We start from the raw sequence: 18,442 nt of genomic DNA on the forward strand, positions 1-18,442 counted from the left end.
CGGCTCATTCCTTCGCTTGCGCTTCGGAACTGCGGGGCTTCACATCGCTAACGCAGAAATTCGTAAATCCCCACATAAGGATCTTCCCTCATTCCGCACTTTTCCCCGATTTCCAAAAGCTTTCCGCCGCTGGCTGAGCTTTCCTCCCAGACCGGCAGCTCCTGCCCCTTCATATCCTTACCGTTTGGATTTCCCGTCTTTACAAAGTTTACCCAATAAGAGCTCATAATATTTTCAATTTCATAATCCCGCTCTGTATAGGTTTTTCTTCTCGGCACATTGCGGTAGGCATAAATCAGCTCACCCGAATGATTTGACCCGATTTCTCCGTTTTCCTGAGTAAAATAGTATTCCCATACCGGTCGCCCCTGAGCCGCCACAGCCTTTGTCCATTCATGATGAGGCCTTGTAAAACATACTGCCGCAAAAACATCGTCATACAAAGCCTTTGCTTCCTTGTCTGTCTTAACAGGATGCGCCTGTAGAAATTCTTCCGTTCTATCTCCAAAAGTTCCGCCCAGAAGTTCAGCAAGATTTTTCATTGTCACTTTGGTAAAAAATGTAAATGCCTTGGCTTCAGTTTTATTAAAGCCGTTCAAAAGCGCTTGTTCGTGGTTAGCCCCCTTTTTGTAAGTTTCAAAAGGCATTTCAACAAGCGCGTAGCCGTCCACCGTCATCGAATTATTTACAAAACGACTTTTCAAAAGTTTTTTTGCCGGAATCTTTCTGAGTTCCTCCACAGATTTTACTCCGAATTCCTTTTTGATGTCTTCTCCCATTTTGAGGGCCGCTTCCATCGTGCGGAAGGTGTGGGGCGGAGTCTCCTCTACAATCGAAGAGCTTTCCCCTATGGCTCGTCTGAAGGTTTCCTTTGTCAAAGGGCTGGCACAGAGCGCATTAACTGATGATGACCCCGCGGATTCCCCTGCAATCGTAATGTTTTTTGCATCACCCCCAAAGGCACTTATATTTTTGCAGACCCAGTCCAGGGCTTTTATCTGGTCTAAGAGGCCATAGTTTCCTGTTGTCCTGTAAGGGCTTTCTTCCCTAAGTTGGGAATCTGCCAGGTAGCCGAAAATGCCCACCCGGTAGGCAATGGTCACTACAATAATTCCGCTCTTACAGAGATTCTCCCCGTCATAATTTTCGTACCAGCTCTGTCCTCCGGTCAGGGCTCCTCCGTGCACATAAACCAGCACGGGAAGGGGAGTTTCAGAAGCTTTTGCCGGTCTCCACACATTCAGATAAAGACAGTCCTCGCTCATATGAGCCTTGTAAGTTCGGCTTGTCTTCTGATGCGTATATAAATTGAACAAAATATTATAAAACCAGTTAGTTTGATTCTGCATAGCCATCGGCGCAAAATGGTCTGCCTGCAAAATACCTTCCCAGGGAATAACGTCCTGAGGTTCCTTCCAGCGTAAGTCTCCCACTGGGGGAGCTGCAAAAGGAATGCCCGCAAAAATCTCAACCGAACCGTCCTTATTCAAAATCCCCTGAATGTCTCCGCCCGTAACGGTGATGATTTCAGTTTTGCCAGCCGCTTTTTTATCAACAGGACTTGTTTTATTAGATACACAGCCCGAAAAAAGTGCTAGAATAATTGCCAGAATAAAAATCTTTTTCATACCCAAAATCATAAAGGAAAAATCTCAAATGGTAAAACACATTATCTTATGGACACTAAAAGAAATGAGCGAGGAAGAAAAATCCCGCGTAAAATCCGAAATTAAAACAGACCTTGAAGCTCTTAAAGGAAAAATCCCCGGCCTTATAGACATAAAAGTAAATGCTGACGGACGCCTTTCTTCATCAAATGCAGATCTCATGCTGGATTCTACCTTTGAATCGGCTGATGCACTCAAAGTATATGCCAGCCACCCCCTCCACGTAGCCGTTGCCGACGGAAAAGTTCGTCCTTTCACCGCCAGCCGTACCTGCCTGGATTTTGAGGTGTAAAACAAAAAAAAGCGGGCACTCCTGCAGGAATGTCCGCTTCTTCATTTTATAGGTAGATTCTAAAAAATTGCTCCAAGTTTTCGCAATTTTTCTTAACGAATCTACGATAAGAAACCTTTAGCCTTAAGCAATTCAGCATTCAAAATACCACCCAAGGCTGCACCGCGTTTTGTGTTGTGGCTGAGTGCTACAAACTTAACGTCGAATACGTTACATGGACGGAGGCGTCCGATTACACATGCCATACCTTTTTCTGTTTCGCGGTCACGGCGTGGCTGAGGACGGTTTTCTTCGTGGCGTACAACAATTGGATGCTCTGGTGCGCTAGGAAGTTTCAATTCCTGTGGCACTGAAGTGTAGCTTGTCCAAACGCGCTCGATTTCTTCAAGACTTGGTTTTTTGTCATCAGGCAAATCAAACTCAAGGCTTACACATGCTGTGTGTCCGTCTACAACAGGAACACGTGTACATGTAGAAGAAACAATAGGGTAGTTTGCGTTTTCAATCTTTCCGTCTTTTACGCTTCCCAAAATCTTAAGACATTCTTTTTCTGTCTTTTCTTCCTCGCCGCCAATAAATGGAACGATATTATCAATCATGTCAAAGGATGCAACACCAGGATAGCCTGCGCCAGAAGTAGCCTGCAAAGTTGTAACGATCATTCTCTTTACAGGGTAGCCTGCCTGAATCAAAGCGTGAAGAGGCATCATGTATGTCTGAAGTGAACAGTTAGGTTTTACTGCAATAAAGCCCTTGTCCCAGCCGTGGTGTTTTTTCTGCTCTGCAATAACGTCAAGGTGAGAGTAGTTGATTTCCGGAACCAGCATTGGAACATCATCTGTCCAGCGGTTAGCAGATGCATTTGAAACTACAGGGATTCCTTCAGCAGCATAAGCAGCTTCCAGAGCCTTGATTTCGTCTTTTCCCATTTCCAAAGCAGAGAAAACGAACTGGCATTTTCCCAAAGCCTTCTTTTCGTCATTTGCATCTTCTACAATAAGGTTTGCGACGCCGGCAGGAATTTCTGCTCCAATAAGCCAGCGGTTTTTTACAGCCTCGCAGTAAGGTTTTCCAGCCGAGCGAGGGCTTGCTGCAACGTAAGAAACTTCAAACCATGGGTGGTTTTCCAAAAGCTTAATATAGCGCTGACCAACCATACCAGTAGCGCCAAGTACACCAACTTTAATCTTATCTGCCATATCAGTTTCTCCTATAAATCACACTCTTTAATTGCAGCTTCAATTTGTTTTTTAGCTGCATCATTTACCTCAACCAGAGGCAGTCTCAAAGCGCCGGCAGCCATTCCTTTTACGTTCATAGCGTATTTAATAGAAGAAGGGTTACCATCGCAGAACTCAGCCTTGAAGAATGGGGCAAGACGATAGTGAATCTCGCGGGCTTTAGCAAAGTCACCCGAAAGACCAGCCGCAGCAAGATCGTGCATCAAAGCAGGAATCATGTTCGAAGCTACGGAAATAATACCGTCTCCGCCAGCCGCAATCAATGGCAAAGTAAGTCCGTCATCACCGCTCAATACAGCAAAGTCCGGCTTCTTAGCCTTAACCTGACCGATAACTTCCATCATCTGAGCAACAGAACCGCTTGCCTCTTTTACACCGGCAATGTTAGGAAGCTCAGCAATGCGGGCCAGCAAATCAGTAGGAATGTTAAGACCTGTACGGCCTGCAATATTGTAAACGATGATTGGAATTCCAACCTTGCTTACAGCCTCAAAGTGGCGGAAAATGCCTTCTTTAGATGGCTTATTATAGTAAGGAGTTACAACCAGAGCCGCATCAGCTCCGGCTTTTTTTGCGCGTTCACAGTAGATAACTGCATCGCGGGTGTTGTTTGAACCAGCACCCAAAATTACAGGGATTTTTTTACCAGATTTTTTTTCAAAGGCACGTACTTCTTCAAATACGATTTCAATAATTTTGTCCTCTTCCTGACCTGGACGCTCGTCCAAAGTAGGAGTTTCTGCAGTGGTTCCAAGTGGCACAAGACCGTCAATTCCCTGTTCAAGCTGGAATTTGACATTTTTTCTGAAGCCCTCGTAGTCAACTGAACCATCACTGTTCATCGGCGTAATCAGCGCCGTAAAAGCACCCTTAAAAATGTTCATTCTGGTATCCCTCAAAATGTAGATTTTCACCCGGTAGGTGAATTTTTCTTTGCAAAATAGTATTATATTTTTAAGGTTAATTCAATTATATTGAATAAATTAAGTAAAATTAAATTTCTGAAACGGGGTTGAAATCTTGGCACGCAGATTTTTTCTTCTTTTTTCTATATTAATGATGATATCCTCAGTCGCGCATGGTCAAAATCTCAACCCGAACGAAAGCGCCCCTTCCCAAGTTTCCAGGGCAGGCGCTCCTTCGGAATCCCTTCCAAATCAGGACGACTCCCTAATCTCAAAAATCTCTTTTACAGGCTTAAAACGAACTAATGAGTCTTTTATGCAGGATTCCTTCAAATCCTATATCGGAAGACCCTATAATTCAAAATGTAAAAATGACCTGGAATCAGATTTACAGGCAATGAATCTTTTTTCTTCTATTGAATTTTCCTCATTCTTTGCAGATGGCGGTTCTGTCGAACTTAATGTCATCGTAAAAGAAAAAATCACCTTTATCCCACTTCCTTTTGCAATGTATTCTTCATCCTCAGGTTTTATGCTGGGTGGCTTTATAATGGATATGAATGCCGGCGGTCAGAAAGATAACTTTGTTTCAGGCCTTCTATGGTCGCCTGATAATACAATGCTTTTAGGCCTTTATTCACATGCTCCAAAAATCGGAACTCCAGGCTTCAGTATTTTTGCCTCAACCGGCAAGCGGGATTCATACATCAAAAATTCAGATGGCGATGAAATCTTAAAAATCGAAAATTTTCACGCAAGTCTTGGAGGCTCCCTTCTTCTGAAACTTAACCGCTATAACAATCTTGACTTGGGGCTTACCTATAACGGCTTTTTCCCATACGATACAGACATTCATCCGGATGCCTATCACAGAAACAAATTCGGGTTTAGCGGCGGCTGGAAAATTTCAGATCAGAACTGGAACGGAGTATTTCTTTCAGAAACTTCTTTTGGTCTGAACGGCAGAATTAATATAGATACAAAAGCTCATCTTGCAGAAGCCCTGTCAGCTTCCATTAAACTTCAGCAGCCCATTTTTCCAAAACTCAGACTTAATATTCTTTCCGGCGCAGCAATTGTTTTCGACGGTCTTATAACAGACTATCTTCAGAAGGGCAGTGGAGCCGTTACAATCCTGCATGATAACTTTTCGACCCCCAAAATTGCAGGTGCTTCTTCCGGTCTTGAGTTTGCCCTTTTTCAGCATGAAAAAATCGGAACAATTTCCATTTACGGAAACTATGAGTTTGTTTTTGCCCAGGAATTTGATGACAGTCTTTTGTTCTGTCAGGGCTTCAACGTTGGCTCAAAAGTTTATTTTTCCGGTCTTGCTTTTCCGGCAATCAGTATGGGACTTGCATATAACGCAACAAAAAATAAATATTATTTTTCAGGAAGCTTCGGCGTGAGTTTTTAGCACTACGTTCGCAAATTATAAAAGTGAGGAAAATATGTCAGGAAATACCTTTGGTTCGGTTTTTAGAGTTACAACTTTTGGTGAAAGTCACGGAGCTGCCCTTGGCTGCGTGATTGACGGCTGCCCTTCAGGGGTAAAAATTGACCGCGATTTTATTCAAGCCTCCTTAAACCGTCGCCGACCCGGTGCCTGGGGAGAGCAGGGCTTAAATGCTTCTATAACCGCCCGTAAAGAAGCCGATGAAGTAGAAATCCTTTCCGGCGTTTTTGAAGGCCGCGCAACCGGCACCCCGATTTCCCTTTTAATCCGTAATACCTCACAGCATTCAGGCGATTATTCAAATATTAAAGATACCTACCGTCCGGGACACGCCGATTTTACTTACGACGCAAAATACGGCTTCCGCGATTACCGTGGCGGCGGCCGTTCAAGCGGACGCGAAACTGCAGCCCGGGTTGCAGCCGGTGCCGTTGCCGCAAGCCTTACTTCTCTTTCCGGCATTAAGGTTACCGCTTACACAATCGAAGCGGCCGGAATCAAGGCGACTGCCCGCGACTTTTCTCAAATTGAAAAAAATCCTCTCCGCGCCCCGGACTCAGAAGCCGCCCTTAAAATGAATGAAGCAATAGAAAAACTCCGTTCTCAGGGTGACTCTGCCGGCGGAATTATTGAATGCCTGGTAGAAGGCTGTCCTGCAGGTCTTGGCGAGCCTGTTTTTGATAAGCTGGACGCTCTTCTTGCCCACGCCATGCTTTCAATCGGAGCTGTAAAAGGAATTGAATTTGGTGACGGTTTTGACGCTGCCCGCTCAAATGGCAGTAGTAACAACGACTCAATGCACGCAGAAAATGGTCAGCCCCTTTTTGACACTAACCACGCCGGAGGAATCTTAGGCGGCATTTCAAACGGAAATAAAATTATTTTCCGTCTTGCCGTAAAGCCTGTTCCAAGCATTTTTAAGCCTCAGAATACAGTCCGCCGCGAAAACGACAGCCTTGAAAATCACCCGCTTCAGATTCAGGGCCGCCACGACGTCTGCCTCTGTCCGCGAATCGTTCCGGTTGTCGAAGCCATGACTCAGCTTGTCCTTGCAGATCTTCTTTTACAGAACCGCAGTGCACGTGCCTAGCATAGGATTTTAAAAAGATGATTACCGGCAATATTACTCCCAAAACTTTTACCGACTCATTACCCGAAAATCCTCATAAAAAATTTGCAGTCCGCCTTAGGGTTTTAGGCATCCTCCTCCTTATCAGCTTTGTCCTTTTTGCTGCAATCCGAGCTAATCAGTTTGCAAAGCTTACCTCTGCCCCTGTCCTCACCGCAGACCAGGAGCTTTTGTTACAGACTCAGCTTAAGACCCGCTACGCGTCCCAGTATCAGCTTATAAAGCCTCTTCCGTATAATTTAGCCGCCCGTAATCTTGATGTCGGCGCTGAATCTGCAATTTTAATTGACGCCTCAAACGGATGTATCCTTTATCAGAAGAATGCAGACGAAGTTATTCCTCCTGCCAGCATGACAAAACTTTTCTGCATGTATGTAGTTGAAGAAGAAGTTGCTGCCGGAAGACTTTCTTATGACGACTTTATTCCTCTCCCTGCTGAAAGCTGGGCCTGCAATATGCCTCCTCATTCATCCCTGATGTTTCTTGGAGAAGGGCAGAGGGTAACTCTTGAAGAACTTCTCCTTGGTCTTTCAATCTGCTCCGGAAACGATGCCGCCTATGCTCTTGCCTATACCATCTGCGGAAATATGGAAGCTTTTGTCGAGTGCATGAACAATATTGCTTTATCTTTAAATCTTCCTAATACCTGGTTTGAAGAATCTTCCGGTTATTCAGAAAATAACAGAACTACCGCTTCAGAAATGGCCGCCTTCAGCCGCTCATATTTATTAAATCATCCTGATTCCCTTAAACGTTATCATTCTGTCCGCGATTTTACCTATCCAAAAGAGCAGAATCTTGCGCCCGGAGATGTTCCTGCTGCCCAGGATTTTTCTCAAGGCTTACCAAAGCATATTACCATGCCAATTTATCAGAAAAATACAAATCCACTTTTAGGAAAATTGCAGGGAACAGACGGTCTTAAAACCGGATATATAGATGAAAGCGGCTATAATCTTTCCCTTACTGCTGAACGCAATGGTACCCGCTTTATCTCAGTTACAATGCGCGGTCAGGGTACAAATACTGCTGAAGGTCAGGCCGGCCGTGTTCACGACGGTACAGAACTTATGGAGTGGGCATTTGCAAACTTTTTTGATTATCAAATCCCGGCCGAATACAAATCAATTTTTGTAAAATCCTTCTTTATAAAAGGCATGGGCTTAAATCTTGTGCCGGCCTGGGATGATGCTGTAACAATTCCGTTTATCGCAGGTGAAAATCTTGACCAGTGCCGTGGACTTGTAAAAGTCACTTCTATTCTTCCCCGTCATTCGGAACTCATCAAAAAACACGAAGCAGGACAGCCTCTTGGACTGCTTATAATCAGCGTAGGTGATTCTGAACTTTGCCGTATTCCTCTGGTAAATGACCGTGCGACAGCTTTTGGTTTATAAAATTTTTATTGATAAAAATACTAAACGGATATAGAATTCTATTATAATAAAACCGTCTTTTTCATTATGAACAGGACGGTTTTATTTTTGCTATAGAACAATGGTGGTTTTTATCGGCCGCCTTACACAGGGGTACTCATGAAATTTTCAAGTTTAAAAACAAAGCTTATGATTCTTTTAATTGGAATCATAGTTGTTTCAAATGCAATACTTTCAGTAATGGAAAGTTCTATGTCAAAACCGGCGCTTGAATCTTCTGTAGAGCAGTCAATTACCGGTATTGCGGAAAATGTTGCAAATCAGATGAGGCTGGAAAATGAAAAGGTTTTCCATATGCTTTCAGGAATTGCAAATCTTGAATTTATAAAAGATGATAATATTGCAGCTTCCGAAAAAAGCCGTCAGATAGCAAAAATTGCGGAAACTGATTCCCGCTATGAAAATATTGCTTTTTACGGTGAGGATGGAAAAAGTGTAACCGCTGATGGTCGGGTTCTTGATTTTTCTAACCGTGATTATTTTAAGCAGGCTATGGCGGGTAAGTATTTTATTTCCGATCCTGCAATCTCAAGTGTAAATAACCAGCTTCTGATGTTCTATTCAGTTCCTGTCCGCAGCCTTCAGAATGGCCGCATAAGTGGTGTAATTTGTGCCGTTTATCACGCAGCGGCTCTTTCTCAGCTTTGTATGGATATGAAAATAGGAAAGGAAAGTCATCCTTTTGTCATCAATATGAAAACCGGCCGTACTGTTGCCGATTCTGATGTGGCTTATGTGGAAAAAGGTCAGATTCTTAAAAATGATACAAGCGGCGCCATGCAGGAAGCTATTCTTGAGGCTATGGCCGGAAAAGTTACTTATAAAACCTTCTTTGAGCCCTGGAGAAAGAAAATTATGGTTGCCTCTTATCGTCCTGTAGGCGGTAAATGCGATTGGGCGGTTTTCTGTATGGCTCCTTATGATGAATTCTTCGGCTTTATAAAAAGAATTGCGATTTCTATGGTTACCGCAACCCTGATTATACTTATTATTGCATGTATTTTAAGCCTTGGTGTTATTACCATCAGTCTTAAACCTCTTAAGGCTCTGGAAGCCGCAATTACTGAAATTGCAAGCGGAAATGCCGACCTTACAAAGCGAATTGAAATAAAGACAAAAGATGAAATCGGAAACGTTGTAAAGGGCTTTAATGCCTTTACTGCAAAGCTGCAGTCAATTATCTCAAGTCTTAAGGATTCTAATCTTAATCTTGGTAGTGTAGGCGAAACTATGTCTTCCAGCGTAACCGATACCGCAAGTTCAATTACTCAGATTATTGCTAATATCGAATCAATGCGTAATCAGATTGATGGCCAGACTCAGAGTGTTAATCAGACTGCCGGCGCTGTAAACGAAATTGCGTCAAATATCGAATCTCTTGAACATATGATTGAAAGCCAGTCTAGGGGTGTTACTTCTGCTTCTGCGGCTGTAGAAGAGATGATAGGAAATATTTCTTCTGTTAATCAGTCAATGGATAAGATGGCCCGTTCTTTCAATGATTTGCGTTCAAATTCTCAGGTGGGAATTGATAAACTTCGTGCCGTCAGCGAACGTATTACTCAGATTGAAAGTCAGTCTCAGATGCTGCAGGAAGCAAACGTTGCAATTGCAAATATCGCAAGCCAGACAAACCTTCTTGCCATGAATGCCGCAATTGAAGCTGCTCACGCAGGAGAAGCCGGTAAGGGTTTTGCTGTCGTAGCTGATGAAATCCGTAAGCTTTCTGAAACTTCTACGGCTCAGTCTAAGACTATCGGAGTTCAGCTTAACAATATCAAAGAGTCTATCAATGAAGTTGTTAGTGCAAGTACCGAAACCAGCGTTGCTTTTGAAACGGTTTCTGTAAAACTTGAAGAGACAGATGCTCTTGTTATTCAGATTAAGTCTGCTATGGAAGAGCAGAATGCCGGTTCTAAGCAGATTACCGATGCCCTTCATAATATGAATGACTCTACGGGCGAGGTTCGTACTGCTTCAAGTGAAATGGCAGAAGGTAATAAGATGATTTTGAAGGAAGTTCAGCTTTTGCAGCATGCAACTTCAGAAATGACAAACGGTATGAACGAAATGTCTGTTGGTGCTAAGAAAATCAACGAAACCGGTTCTGCCCTGAACGAAATTTCTTCCAGAATGAACGAATCTATTGCCGAAATCGGCGAGCAGATAGGACAGTTTAAGGTTTAAAAACTGTCGGGGTAAATGAAAAGACCGCTTCAAAAGAAGCGGTCTTTTTTATGCACTTAGCAGGTTATTACCCGCTGGCGCTCCTCGCTAGTCTCGGAGCGAGCCATTTTATCGATAATCCTAAAATGTTGCACTGTCGTACAACATTTTTTAACGGATTTTCGATTATCGGCTCCTCGCTAGTCTTGGAGCTTGAGCCGTTTTCATGTAGAACCTAAACCGACCCGCTGTCGCAGCTCGGTTTTTAACGGTTCTGCTATTATCGGCTTAGTCCAACGCATGTCCAGCTGAACCGAGAACGTCTGTACATTTGTGCATGTACATCTTCTTGAGTTCGTCGCGGGCTGGTGTGAGGTACTGACGTGGGTCGAAGTCACCTGGGTGCTCAACAAAGTGGCGGCGGATAGCAGCTGTCATAGCCAAACGTCCGTCTGAGTCGATGTTGATTTTGCAAACTGCAGATTTAGCAGCCTTGCGGAGCTGTTCTTCTGGAATACCAACTGAGTCAGGGATTTTTCCGCCGAACTGTTCGATGATTTTTACGTATTCTACAGGAACTGAAGAAGATCCGTGGAGTACGATTGGGAAACCAGGAAGTTTCTTTTCGATAGCTTCGAGTACGTCGAATGCCAATGGAGGTGGAATAAGAACACCGTCAGCAGTACGTGTACACTGTTCTGGAGTGAACTTACAGCGTCCGTGTGATGTACCAATAGAAATAGCCAAAGAGTCACATCCTGTTTTTGATGTGAAGTCGATTACTTCTTCTGGTTTTGTATATTTTGATTCTTCAGCAGCAACATCATCTTCTACACCACCAAGTACACCAAGTTCAGCTTCTACTGTAACATCGTGTGCGTGAGCGTATTCAACAACTTTCTTTGTAAGAGCTACGTTTTCATCGTAAGGAAGAGCAGAACCGTCGATCATAACTGATGAGAATCCGTTATCGATACAGTCTTTTGCTACTTCAAAGTTTGGACCGTGGTCAAGGTGAAGAGCGATAGGAATATCACATCCGAGTTCGTGTGCATATTCTACAGCACCGCGAGCCATGTTACGAAGGATGTTTGCATTTGCATAAGCGCGTGCACCTTTTGAAACCTGAAGGATTACAGGTGATTTTGCTTCAACACAAGCCATGATGATAGCCTGCATCTGTTCCATATTGTTGAAGTTGAATGCTGGAATTGCATATCCGCCTTTCATAGCCTTTGCAAACATATCGCGTGTGTTTACAAGACCAAGATCTTTGTAATTAACGTTAGCCATATTACTTCCTTTCTTTAGGCATATAATGCCCGAGTTTTATTTACTGCATTATAAAATTAACCGTGATTTTGTTCAATGAAAGTTTTTTATATAGATAGATTTTTTTATATTTGACAAAGATAATTATAGAAAATATAATTTAATTAGTAATTAATTTGTGATATTATGCCGATAATACAAATGGGGCGTTAATGTCCATATCGGAATGATATAAGATTCAAGGAGTATTGCATGAAAAGGGGACTTAAAGTCTTAGTTGGTCTTGCATGTTTTTTTGTCATTGGTTTACCTGCTTTCAGTCAGCCAAGTGCCAAAAGTCTTGCTACAGTATTGATGGACGATTTTGATTCTGTTGGCGCACAGGATTATCTGTATGCCGGACAGAAATACAGCTGGGAATGGGATGTACAGGCCAGCCGCTTTGTTGCAGATGGTTTTCCTAAGTTGGAATATTTTAATGGTATTTCAAATTCATTGGCAGTTCTTAAACGTGGTATGGATGGCGAGCGCAAGTGTCTTGGCGTTCAGGTTTCATACAAACGTAAGGGAGATAACTGGTTTGAAGTTTTCCCTGTAAAAGATGGAAAGAATTTTGAACCTGTATTCCAGGGTACTGTTAATACAGTAGATTTCTGGGTATGGGGTGCAAACTATAATTATTACCTTGAGATGCTTGTACGCGATGCAAACGGTACAGTTCATGTTCTTAAGGTTGGAAGCCTTGCATTTGCAGGATGGAAGAACGTAGTAGTTAAGATTCCTGGCTGGCTCTGTCAGCATTCTAAACTTCGTTCAGGTCCTCCTAACATGACATTTGTAGGATTCAGAATTCGTTCTGATGCTGGTGAGTTCGTTGATGATTACGCAATTTTCTTTGATGAACTTAAATATACAACAAATACTCTTTCTGATATTTATGATGGTTATGACCTTCGTGATGTATTCGGAAGTACAACTGATTCTGACAGCAGTGATGAAGTTGAGGATGGTGAATAATGAAAAAGTTGTTAGCTCTTTGTTCAGTTGCAGTTTTATTTGCTGGAATTTCATTTGCCCAGAACAATAGTTTGGGTGAGCCAGATCCAGAGAATGTTGGTGCTGATTCAGCAATGGCATCTTTGCGCGAAGTATCTGTAGATAAGTTTGAGCGTGAAGGTTCATGGAATGTTCATATTTCATCTGATGATGGTGTAATTGCCGGACGTCTTTTCCAGGGTAGCCCAATCATGAAGGAACCTTTGGAAGAAGATGAAGGAAAAGAAGATGAAGATACACAGGTTTACGGTGTAAAAGTTTCTTTCTTCCGCCGTGGTATCAACTCTTTCACAATCAAGTCTGGAAGACCTATGCCAATCGAAGGAACTGTAAAGACAATTTCTTTGTGGGTTTGTGGACGTAACCAGTCTCATGATATGTACGTTCTTGTACAGGATTACTTTGGAAGTAATTTTGAACTTTACCTTGGTAACCTCGGCTTCAGTGGCTGGAAAAAACTTACTTGTGTAGTTCCTCCAAGTCCTGATGGAGAACACGGAATTGTTCAGAGTAATGCTTACTTTGGAGATAAACCTGGACTTAGAATTATCGGTTTCCGTGTAGACTGTAATCCGGTTCAGGCAAAAGGTAAGTTCTATATGTATCTTGATGATTTGAGAGCCGTAACAGACTTGTACGATATCGAAAATCATGATGAAGATGATATGGTAGATAACTGGTAATATAAACCTTGAATTAGAAAGCGGCTTTCGAGCCGCTTTTTTTATGCCTTAATGACTTTTTTGTAGTAATGACTTTTATTTTCTGTTTTTGTTTGAGTAATAAGTTCTACCTTTTTTAGAAACCAGATTATAAGGTTTGAATTGTTGTAAATTCTTGCAAGGCATAGTTTTTCTTCTTTTAAATGTTTTGCGATATCTTTTGCACAGAATTCATCCGGAAGTTTTTTTGGCAGAAGTGCAAGATAATTATCTGCAGTTTTAAAGGTGTGAATCTTATTTATTTCGTCCAGTTTTTTGTTAATTTTATTCCAGTCTTTTTTGAATCTTCTTTTTTTATTTTTTGACTGAACTTCAGTTTCTTCTTTAATTCTTATTTCTGTGATGTTAATTTCCGGAACTTCAAGTGTAAAATTTTTATCAAAGAGAATAGGGGATATTCCGGCTGCTTCCCTGAAAATGTCGTAAACCGAGCCTTTCTTAGAACTGCGGCTCTTTTTAATAATATTTCCGTCTTTGTCTTTTAATTCAATGTTTTTTCTTATAACAACCGGGTGAACAACTTTAATTTTCAATCCTTTTTCTAAAGTATCTTTGATTTTTGGATAGAGCTGTTTAAGGTTTTTATTCTGAATTTCGATTACTTCGCCGTCTTTTGTGATTATGTCGTAAATGTGACCGAATTTTTCTACTTCAGTGCTGCCGTCTGTCTGGTATGCGTAAAGTTTTTTTAATGTATTGTGCAGACTGCTTTCATTTAGAACGCTGAAATTAGACATGGTTTTGCTATTAATATTTTTAGTAAATTGACATTAAGTATTTTTTATAAAAAAAGATTATTTTTCTAAATTATCGGTAAAAAAATGGATTGACTTTAGGAAATTTTGGTATAAAATGATAGATAAGTGGGAAAAAGTGGTAAAAAGTGGTGTTAAGTGGGTATGAATCTATTAACTGGTGAATACAATAATACAATCGATGAAAAAGGACGTCTCTCATTTCCTGCTAAACTGAGAACGGCTGTAAATCAGAATGTACTTATTGTTACTAAAGGTTCAGAACGCTGCTTATGGCTTTTTACTACGGAAGAATGGGAATCTTTTCAGACAAAACTGATGGGTAATGCTTCAATGATGAAATCTAAAGACAGACAGATTGTCCGTCACTTTGTTGCACCAGCCCAGGAAGTTGAGTTTGATAAAAACGGACGACTTTCTATCCCACAGAGCTTGCGCGAATATGCAGGGCTTTCAAAGGACTGTACTGTTTTGGGTATTTCAAAATATATAGAACTTTGGGATTCTGCTGAATATAAAAAGTGCGAAGATGAAAGCTCTGAATCTTTCCAGGAAGCAATGGAAGAATTCAGTGATATCACCTTCTAAAAAGTTTGGGTTTGGAAGTAAGAAAGTTGGAAATTGTTCATACACCTGTTCTTTTGAATGAATGTCTCGAATATCTGGCGCCGTTGGGGGAACCGTACGAAAATCATGCCGTTATGGTTGATTCAACTACGGGGGAGGGCGGCCATTCTTTTAATTTCTTAACAAAATTTCCAAATCTTGAACTTAACTGTCTTGATGCTGATCCTGTAATTCAGGCTCGTGCTAAAGAACGCCTTGCACCTTTTGGAGATCGCGTTCATTTTTACAGCGGCTGGTTTCAGGATTTTTATGCAGATTATCCTTCTGATTTCAAAAAGCCTGATATCATTCTTTTTGATCTTGGAATTTCTGTATTTCATTATGAAAAATCTGAGCGTGGTTTTTCTTTCCGTTATGATGAAAAGCTTGATATGCGCCTTAATGAAAATGCAGGTGAATCTGCGGCTGACCTTGTAAATAATCTTCCAGAAGAAAAGCTTGCAGATTTAATTTACCTTTATGGTGAAGAAAAACTCAGCCGCCGCATTGCAAAAGCAATCTGCGATGCCCGTAACGGCGGTAAAATCGAATCATCAAAAAATCTTGCAGAAATTATCTGGAATGCAGTTCCTGCAAATTACCGCTACGGACAGATTCATCCTGCAACAAGAACTTTCCAGGCTCTTCGTATTGCAGTTAATGGTGAACTTAAACGCCTTCCACAGGCTCTTCATAATGCATTTAACTGTCTGAATGTGGGCGGAAAAATGGGAGTTATTACCTTTCATTCGCTTGAAGACAGAATTGTAAAAAATTACTTCAGAAATTTGGGAAAACAGTGTGTTTGCCCGCCGGAAGTTGCTCAGTGCAGATGCGGCGGAAAAGAGTGTGCAGAAATCCTTACCCGTAAACCAGTCTGCCCTTCTGAAGAAGAAATAAAAACTAACAGTCCGTCCAGAAGTGCAAAGCTTCGCGTGGTAAAAAAAATATGTCAGGCATCAGACTTCAGACTGGATGGAGTGATCGGATACTAGGATGAGAGTTGAAATTGGAGATTTTTTCAAAAAGCTGCTGCTTTGTCTGCTTGCTTTGGCTATTCCTGTAATGCTTTACCTTTATGCAGTTCAGGCAAAGCGTTATACAGATCTTGAAAAGGATCTGCGGGATCTTGAACGTAAGCAGGCCGAGCTTATAGAGCAGAATAAAAAGCTTGTAAGTGACATAAGCGTTCTTTCGAGCGCAGATAGAATTGAAAAACTTGCCCTTGAAGATCTTGGAATGCACAAGGCTCAGGCAAAAGATATTGTCCGTGTTGAAATGACCGGCGAAAGAAAAAATAAAAATAGCGAGAGAGTATTTATGAAAGAAGAATCGTTGTTAACAAAAGATGAACTTGTCTCTGGTACTTCAGGTTTTGCTTTAGAAAACGGGGCAGACTGCTATTTTACAAATGTTGTTACAGACAGTCGTAATGTTTGTAAAAATTCAATGTTTGTTCCTCTTGTAGGTGAATTTCAGAACGGTCACAAATATATTCCTCAGGCTCTTGAAGCAGGAGCCTCTGTAGTTTTGTTGAATAAAGCAGAACTTTCTGAAAAGGGCAGCCTTTATGAAAAAATTGCTTCTGAAAATCCTTCAGTTCTTTTTATTGCGGTTGAAAATACCCTTCATGGACTTCAGGATGCTGCCGAAAAATATGTAGAAAAATTTACTGATTTAACTAAGGTTAGTATTACCGGTTCAAGCGGTAAAACTACCACAAAAGAAATGATGGTGAGTGTTGTAAAGCAGCATTATGGTGAGGATTTTGTTGTACACACTCAGGGAAACCTTAATTCTGAAACAGGACTTCCTCTTTCTGTTTTCAATATCCGTAAGGCTCATAAAATCGGAGTTTTTGAAATGGGAATGAACCGCGAAAACGAAATCGGTGAAATTTCAAAAGTTCTTAAATCTCAGTATGGTATCATTACAAATATTGGTACTGCCCACATCGGAATTCTTGGCAGCAAGGAAAATATTGCCCGCGAAAAAAGAAAGTCTTTAGATTATATTCCTTCTAACGGAGCTGCTTTTGTTCCTGCAAATGATGAATTTGCAGATTTCTGTACAGAAAACGTAAAGGGAAAAATCGTAAAATTCGGCGCAGATAATACTGATAAGGGCCGCTGGAGCATTCAGCTTATTAAAGATGACGGTCTTTTTGGAATTAATTTTAAAATCAACGGTGTAAACGTAAAGCTTCCATTAAGCGGTCAGCACAATTATTACGATGCCCTTGCTGTTGTTGAATGTGCAGAAGAGCTTGGTATTTCTGAAGAGGAAATTAAGGCTGGCCTTGAAAGCATGAAGTCTGTAAGCGGAAGAATGGAAACTACTTCTTTCCAGGCTCATAACGGGGCTGAAATTACAGTTATTAAGGACTGCTATAACGCAAATCCTGATTCTATGGATAAACTTCTTACATTTGTTGATAAGCTTGATAACGGCGGACGAAAACTTCTTGTCCTTGGTGATATGAAGGAACTTGGTGCAAACGCAAAAGAAGCGCACCAGGCTGTAGGACAGAAAATTCTTGAAGTAAAGCCTGATTATACCTTCCTTGTTGGTAACGAAATGAAGGCTGCTTATGAGCTTATTAAAAACCGTCCTAACGTATTCTGGTTTGAAAAAAATACAGATGACGTTTTTGATTTAATCGTAAAGACAATTAATCACGCTGTAAAAAAGAATGATATCGTAGTTTTAAAAGGTTCTAACAGCATGAATCTTGTAAAAGTTTACGAAAAAATGCTTGAGACTGTTACTGTAATGCAGGAGGTCCGCTAAATGGAAAGCTTTACCTTTTACGCAAACCGGCCTTCTGAAAATTATCATAAGGTTGATATGCTTCTTTTTGTTTCTATGATTCTGCTCTGGGGACTTGGAGTATTTTCAATTTTTATCTGCTCTCAGAGACTTGGAAGTAACCGTTTTGGAAATCCTTACTATTTTGTTAACCGCCATCTGATCTGTTCTTTTGCAGGTGCGGTTTTGTTTTTGTTTTTCCTGGTTACAGATATGAGTTTTGTAAGAAAGCTGGTATTTCTGATTGTGTTTTTTTCAATTATCACTTGTATTTTTACATATTTTCCGGGAATTTCCATTGAAAAAAACGGTGCCCGCCGCTGGCTTAAAATGCCTATGAATTTTACTTTCCAGCCTTCGGAGTTGATGAAGTTTGCCCTTGTTCTTTTTATTGCAAACTATTTTGAAAAGCAGGAAGAAATTCTTGATGAAGAGGAAAAAACTGTTTTTCCTTGTGTAGTAGGATTTTTTGTTTTTGTGGGCTGTGTAATGGCTCAGAAAGACTTTTCGACAGGACTTTTTCTTGCTTTGATTGGAATTCTGATGTTTTTTGTTTCAGGAACAAAGCTCAGATGGCTTTTTCCGTTTATGTTTGTTGCAATTCCTGCTGTAATCCTTCTGATAACACTGGAACAGTACCGAATGGAACGAATTATCGGTTTTTTAAGACCTGATGAATTTGCTTCTTCTGTAAACTATCAGACACTGGCTGCAAAAAGAGCGATAAGTGCCGGTGGAATGTGGGGAAACGGAATCGGAAGCGGACTTACAAAAATAAACAGCATTCCGGAAGTTCAGGCCGACTATATTTTTGCCGGCTGGTCTGAAGCAATGGGCTTTGGTGGAGTTCTTGCTTATTTTGGACTTCTCTGCATTTTTGCCTGGCGCGGTTATATGGCGGCTTTCAACTGTCCTTCGCGTTTTACGGGGT

Annotated in this window: 16 protein-coding genes; 11 read left to right on the forward strand and 5 right to left on the reverse strand. The window is 41.3% G+C overall.

Annotated elements, in window-relative coordinates; genetic code table 11:
• Positions 1 to 47: 47 nt before the first annotated feature.
• Entirely contained in the window at positions 48 to 1,628 is a 1,581-nt protein-coding gene (locus MSI_RS08535) for a carboxylesterase family protein (protein ID WP_192807753.1), read from the reverse strand.
• A gap of 28 nt (positions 1,629 to 1,656) precedes the next feature.
• Between MSI_RS08535 and MSI_RS08540 the strand changes: the two genes are divergently transcribed.
• Positions 1,657 to 1,959, forward strand: coding sequence for a Dabb family protein (locus MSI_RS08540; RefSeq protein ID WP_009105807.1), 303 nt, complete (start codon positions 1,657 to 1,659; stop codon positions 1,957 to 1,959).
• 101 nt (positions 1,960 to 2,060) lie between these two features.
• Here the strand turns inward: MSI_RS08540 and asd are convergent, their stop codons facing one another.
• Together asd and dapA are read right to left on the reverse strand one after the other, a co-directional pair.
• Positions 2,061 to 3,158: an aspartate-semialdehyde dehydrogenase gene (asd, locus tag MSI_RS08545; protein WP_009105808.1), complete on the reverse strand. Its 1,098-nt coding sequence runs from the start codon at positions 3,156 to 3,158 to the stop codon at positions 2,061 to 2,063.
• A gap of 11 nt (positions 3,159 to 3,169) precedes the next feature.
• A complete protein-coding gene (gene dapA / locus MSI_RS08550; RefSeq protein WP_009105809.1) occupies positions 3,170 to 4,084 on the reverse strand; it encodes a 4-hydroxy-tetrahydrodipicolinate synthase in 915 nt (304 codons plus the stop codon).
• 337 nt (positions 4,085 to 4,421) lie between these two features.
• Between dapA and MSI_RS08555 the strand changes: the two genes are divergently transcribed.
• The 4 genes from MSI_RS08555 to MSI_RS08570 all read left to right on the forward strand — a co-directional run bounded on the left by MSI_RS08555 (position 4,422) and on the right by MSI_RS08570 (position 10,313).
• On the forward strand, positions 4,422 to 5,522 hold the full coding sequence (locus MSI_RS08555) for a hypothetical protein (RefSeq protein ID WP_009105811.1): 1,101 nt from the start codon (positions 4,422 to 4,424) through the stop codon (positions 5,520 to 5,522).
• Between the two features lie 34 nt (positions 5,523 to 5,556).
• Complete coding sequence (gene aroC, locus MSI_RS08560; protein WP_009105813.1) at positions 5,557 to 6,651, forward strand: chorismate synthase; 1,095 nt, start codon at positions 5,557 to 5,559, stop codon at positions 6,649 to 6,651.
• A 17-nt stretch (positions 6,652 to 6,668) separates the two neighbouring features.
• A complete protein-coding gene (locus tag MSI_RS14025; protein ID WP_009105815.1) occupies positions 6,669 to 8,087 on the forward strand; it encodes a D-alanyl-D-alanine carboxypeptidase family protein in 1,419 nt (472 codons plus the stop codon).
• A gap of 138 nt (positions 8,088 to 8,225) precedes the next feature.
• Positions 8,226 to 10,313 (forward strand): methyl-accepting chemotaxis protein, encoded by a 2,088-nt coding sequence (locus MSI_RS08570; protein ID WP_009105817.1) that lies wholly within the window; start codon positions 8,226 to 8,228, stop codon positions 10,311 to 10,313.
• A gap of 267 nt (positions 10,314 to 10,580) precedes the next feature.
• Here the strand turns inward: MSI_RS08570 and MSI_RS08575 are convergent, their stop codons facing one another.
• Positions 10,581 to 11,585 carry a class II fructose-bisphosphate aldolase gene (locus MSI_RS08575; protein ID WP_009105819.1) on the reverse strand — a complete coding sequence of 335 codons (1,005 nt, stop codon included), beginning with the start codon at positions 11,583 to 11,585 and terminating at the stop codon, positions 10,581 to 10,583.
• Positions 11,586 to 11,816: 231 nt separating this feature from the next.
• Between MSI_RS08575 and MSI_RS08580 the strand changes: the two genes are divergently transcribed.
• Both MSI_RS08580 and MSI_RS08585 read left to right on the forward strand, forming a co-directional pair.
• On the forward strand, positions 11,817 to 12,581 hold the full coding sequence (locus MSI_RS08580; protein WP_009105821.1) for a flagellar filament outer layer protein FlaA: 765 nt from the start codon (positions 11,817 to 11,819) through the stop codon (positions 12,579 to 12,581).
• Positions 12,581 to 13,303, forward strand: a complete 723-nt coding sequence (locus MSI_RS08585) for a flagellar filament outer layer protein FlaA (RefSeq protein ID WP_009105823.1) — start codon at positions 12,581 to 12,583, stop codon at positions 13,301 to 13,303. The genes MSI_RS08580 and MSI_RS08585 overlap by 1 nt, the downstream gene beginning before the upstream one ends.
• 41 nt (positions 13,304 to 13,344) lie before the next feature.
• On the opposite strand, the gene MSI_RS08590 is transcribed toward MSI_RS08585, so the two are convergent.
• Positions 13,345 to 14,079: a hypothetical protein gene (locus MSI_RS08590; protein ID WP_009105825.1), complete on the reverse strand. Its 735-nt coding sequence runs from the start codon at positions 14,077 to 14,079 to the stop codon at positions 13,345 to 13,347.
• Between the two features lie 162 nt (positions 14,080 to 14,241).
• Between MSI_RS08590 and mraZ the strand changes: the two genes are divergently transcribed.
• From mraZ to MSI_RS08610, 4 genes are all read left to right on the forward strand, one after another.
• A complete protein-coding gene (mraZ, locus tag MSI_RS08595; RefSeq protein ID WP_009105828.1) occupies positions 14,242 to 14,685 on the forward strand; it encodes a division/cell wall cluster transcriptional repressor MraZ in 444 nt (147 codons plus the stop codon).
• Positions 14,686 to 14,711: 26 nt separating this feature from the next.
• Positions 14,712 to 15,698: a 16S rRNA (cytosine(1402)-N(4))-methyltransferase RsmH gene (gene rsmH, locus MSI_RS08600; protein ID WP_009105829.1), complete on the forward strand. Its 987-nt coding sequence runs from the start codon at positions 14,712 to 14,714 to the stop codon at positions 15,696 to 15,698.
• Between the two features lies 1 nt (position 15,699).
• Positions 15,700 to 17,493: a UDP-N-acetylmuramoyl-tripeptide--D-alanyl-D-alanine ligase gene (gene murF / locus MSI_RS08605; RefSeq protein WP_009105831.1), complete on the forward strand. Its 1,794-nt coding sequence runs from the start codon at positions 15,700 to 15,702 to the stop codon at positions 17,491 to 17,493.
• The coding region (locus MSI_RS08610; protein WP_039924610.1) for an FtsW/RodA/SpoVE family cell cycle protein at positions 17,494 to 18,442 on the forward strand (949 nt) is incomplete at its 3' end.

Source organism: Treponema sp. JC4 (assembly GCF_000260795.1).
GTDB lineage: Bacteria > Spirochaetota > Spirochaetia > Treponematales > Treponemataceae > Treponema_D.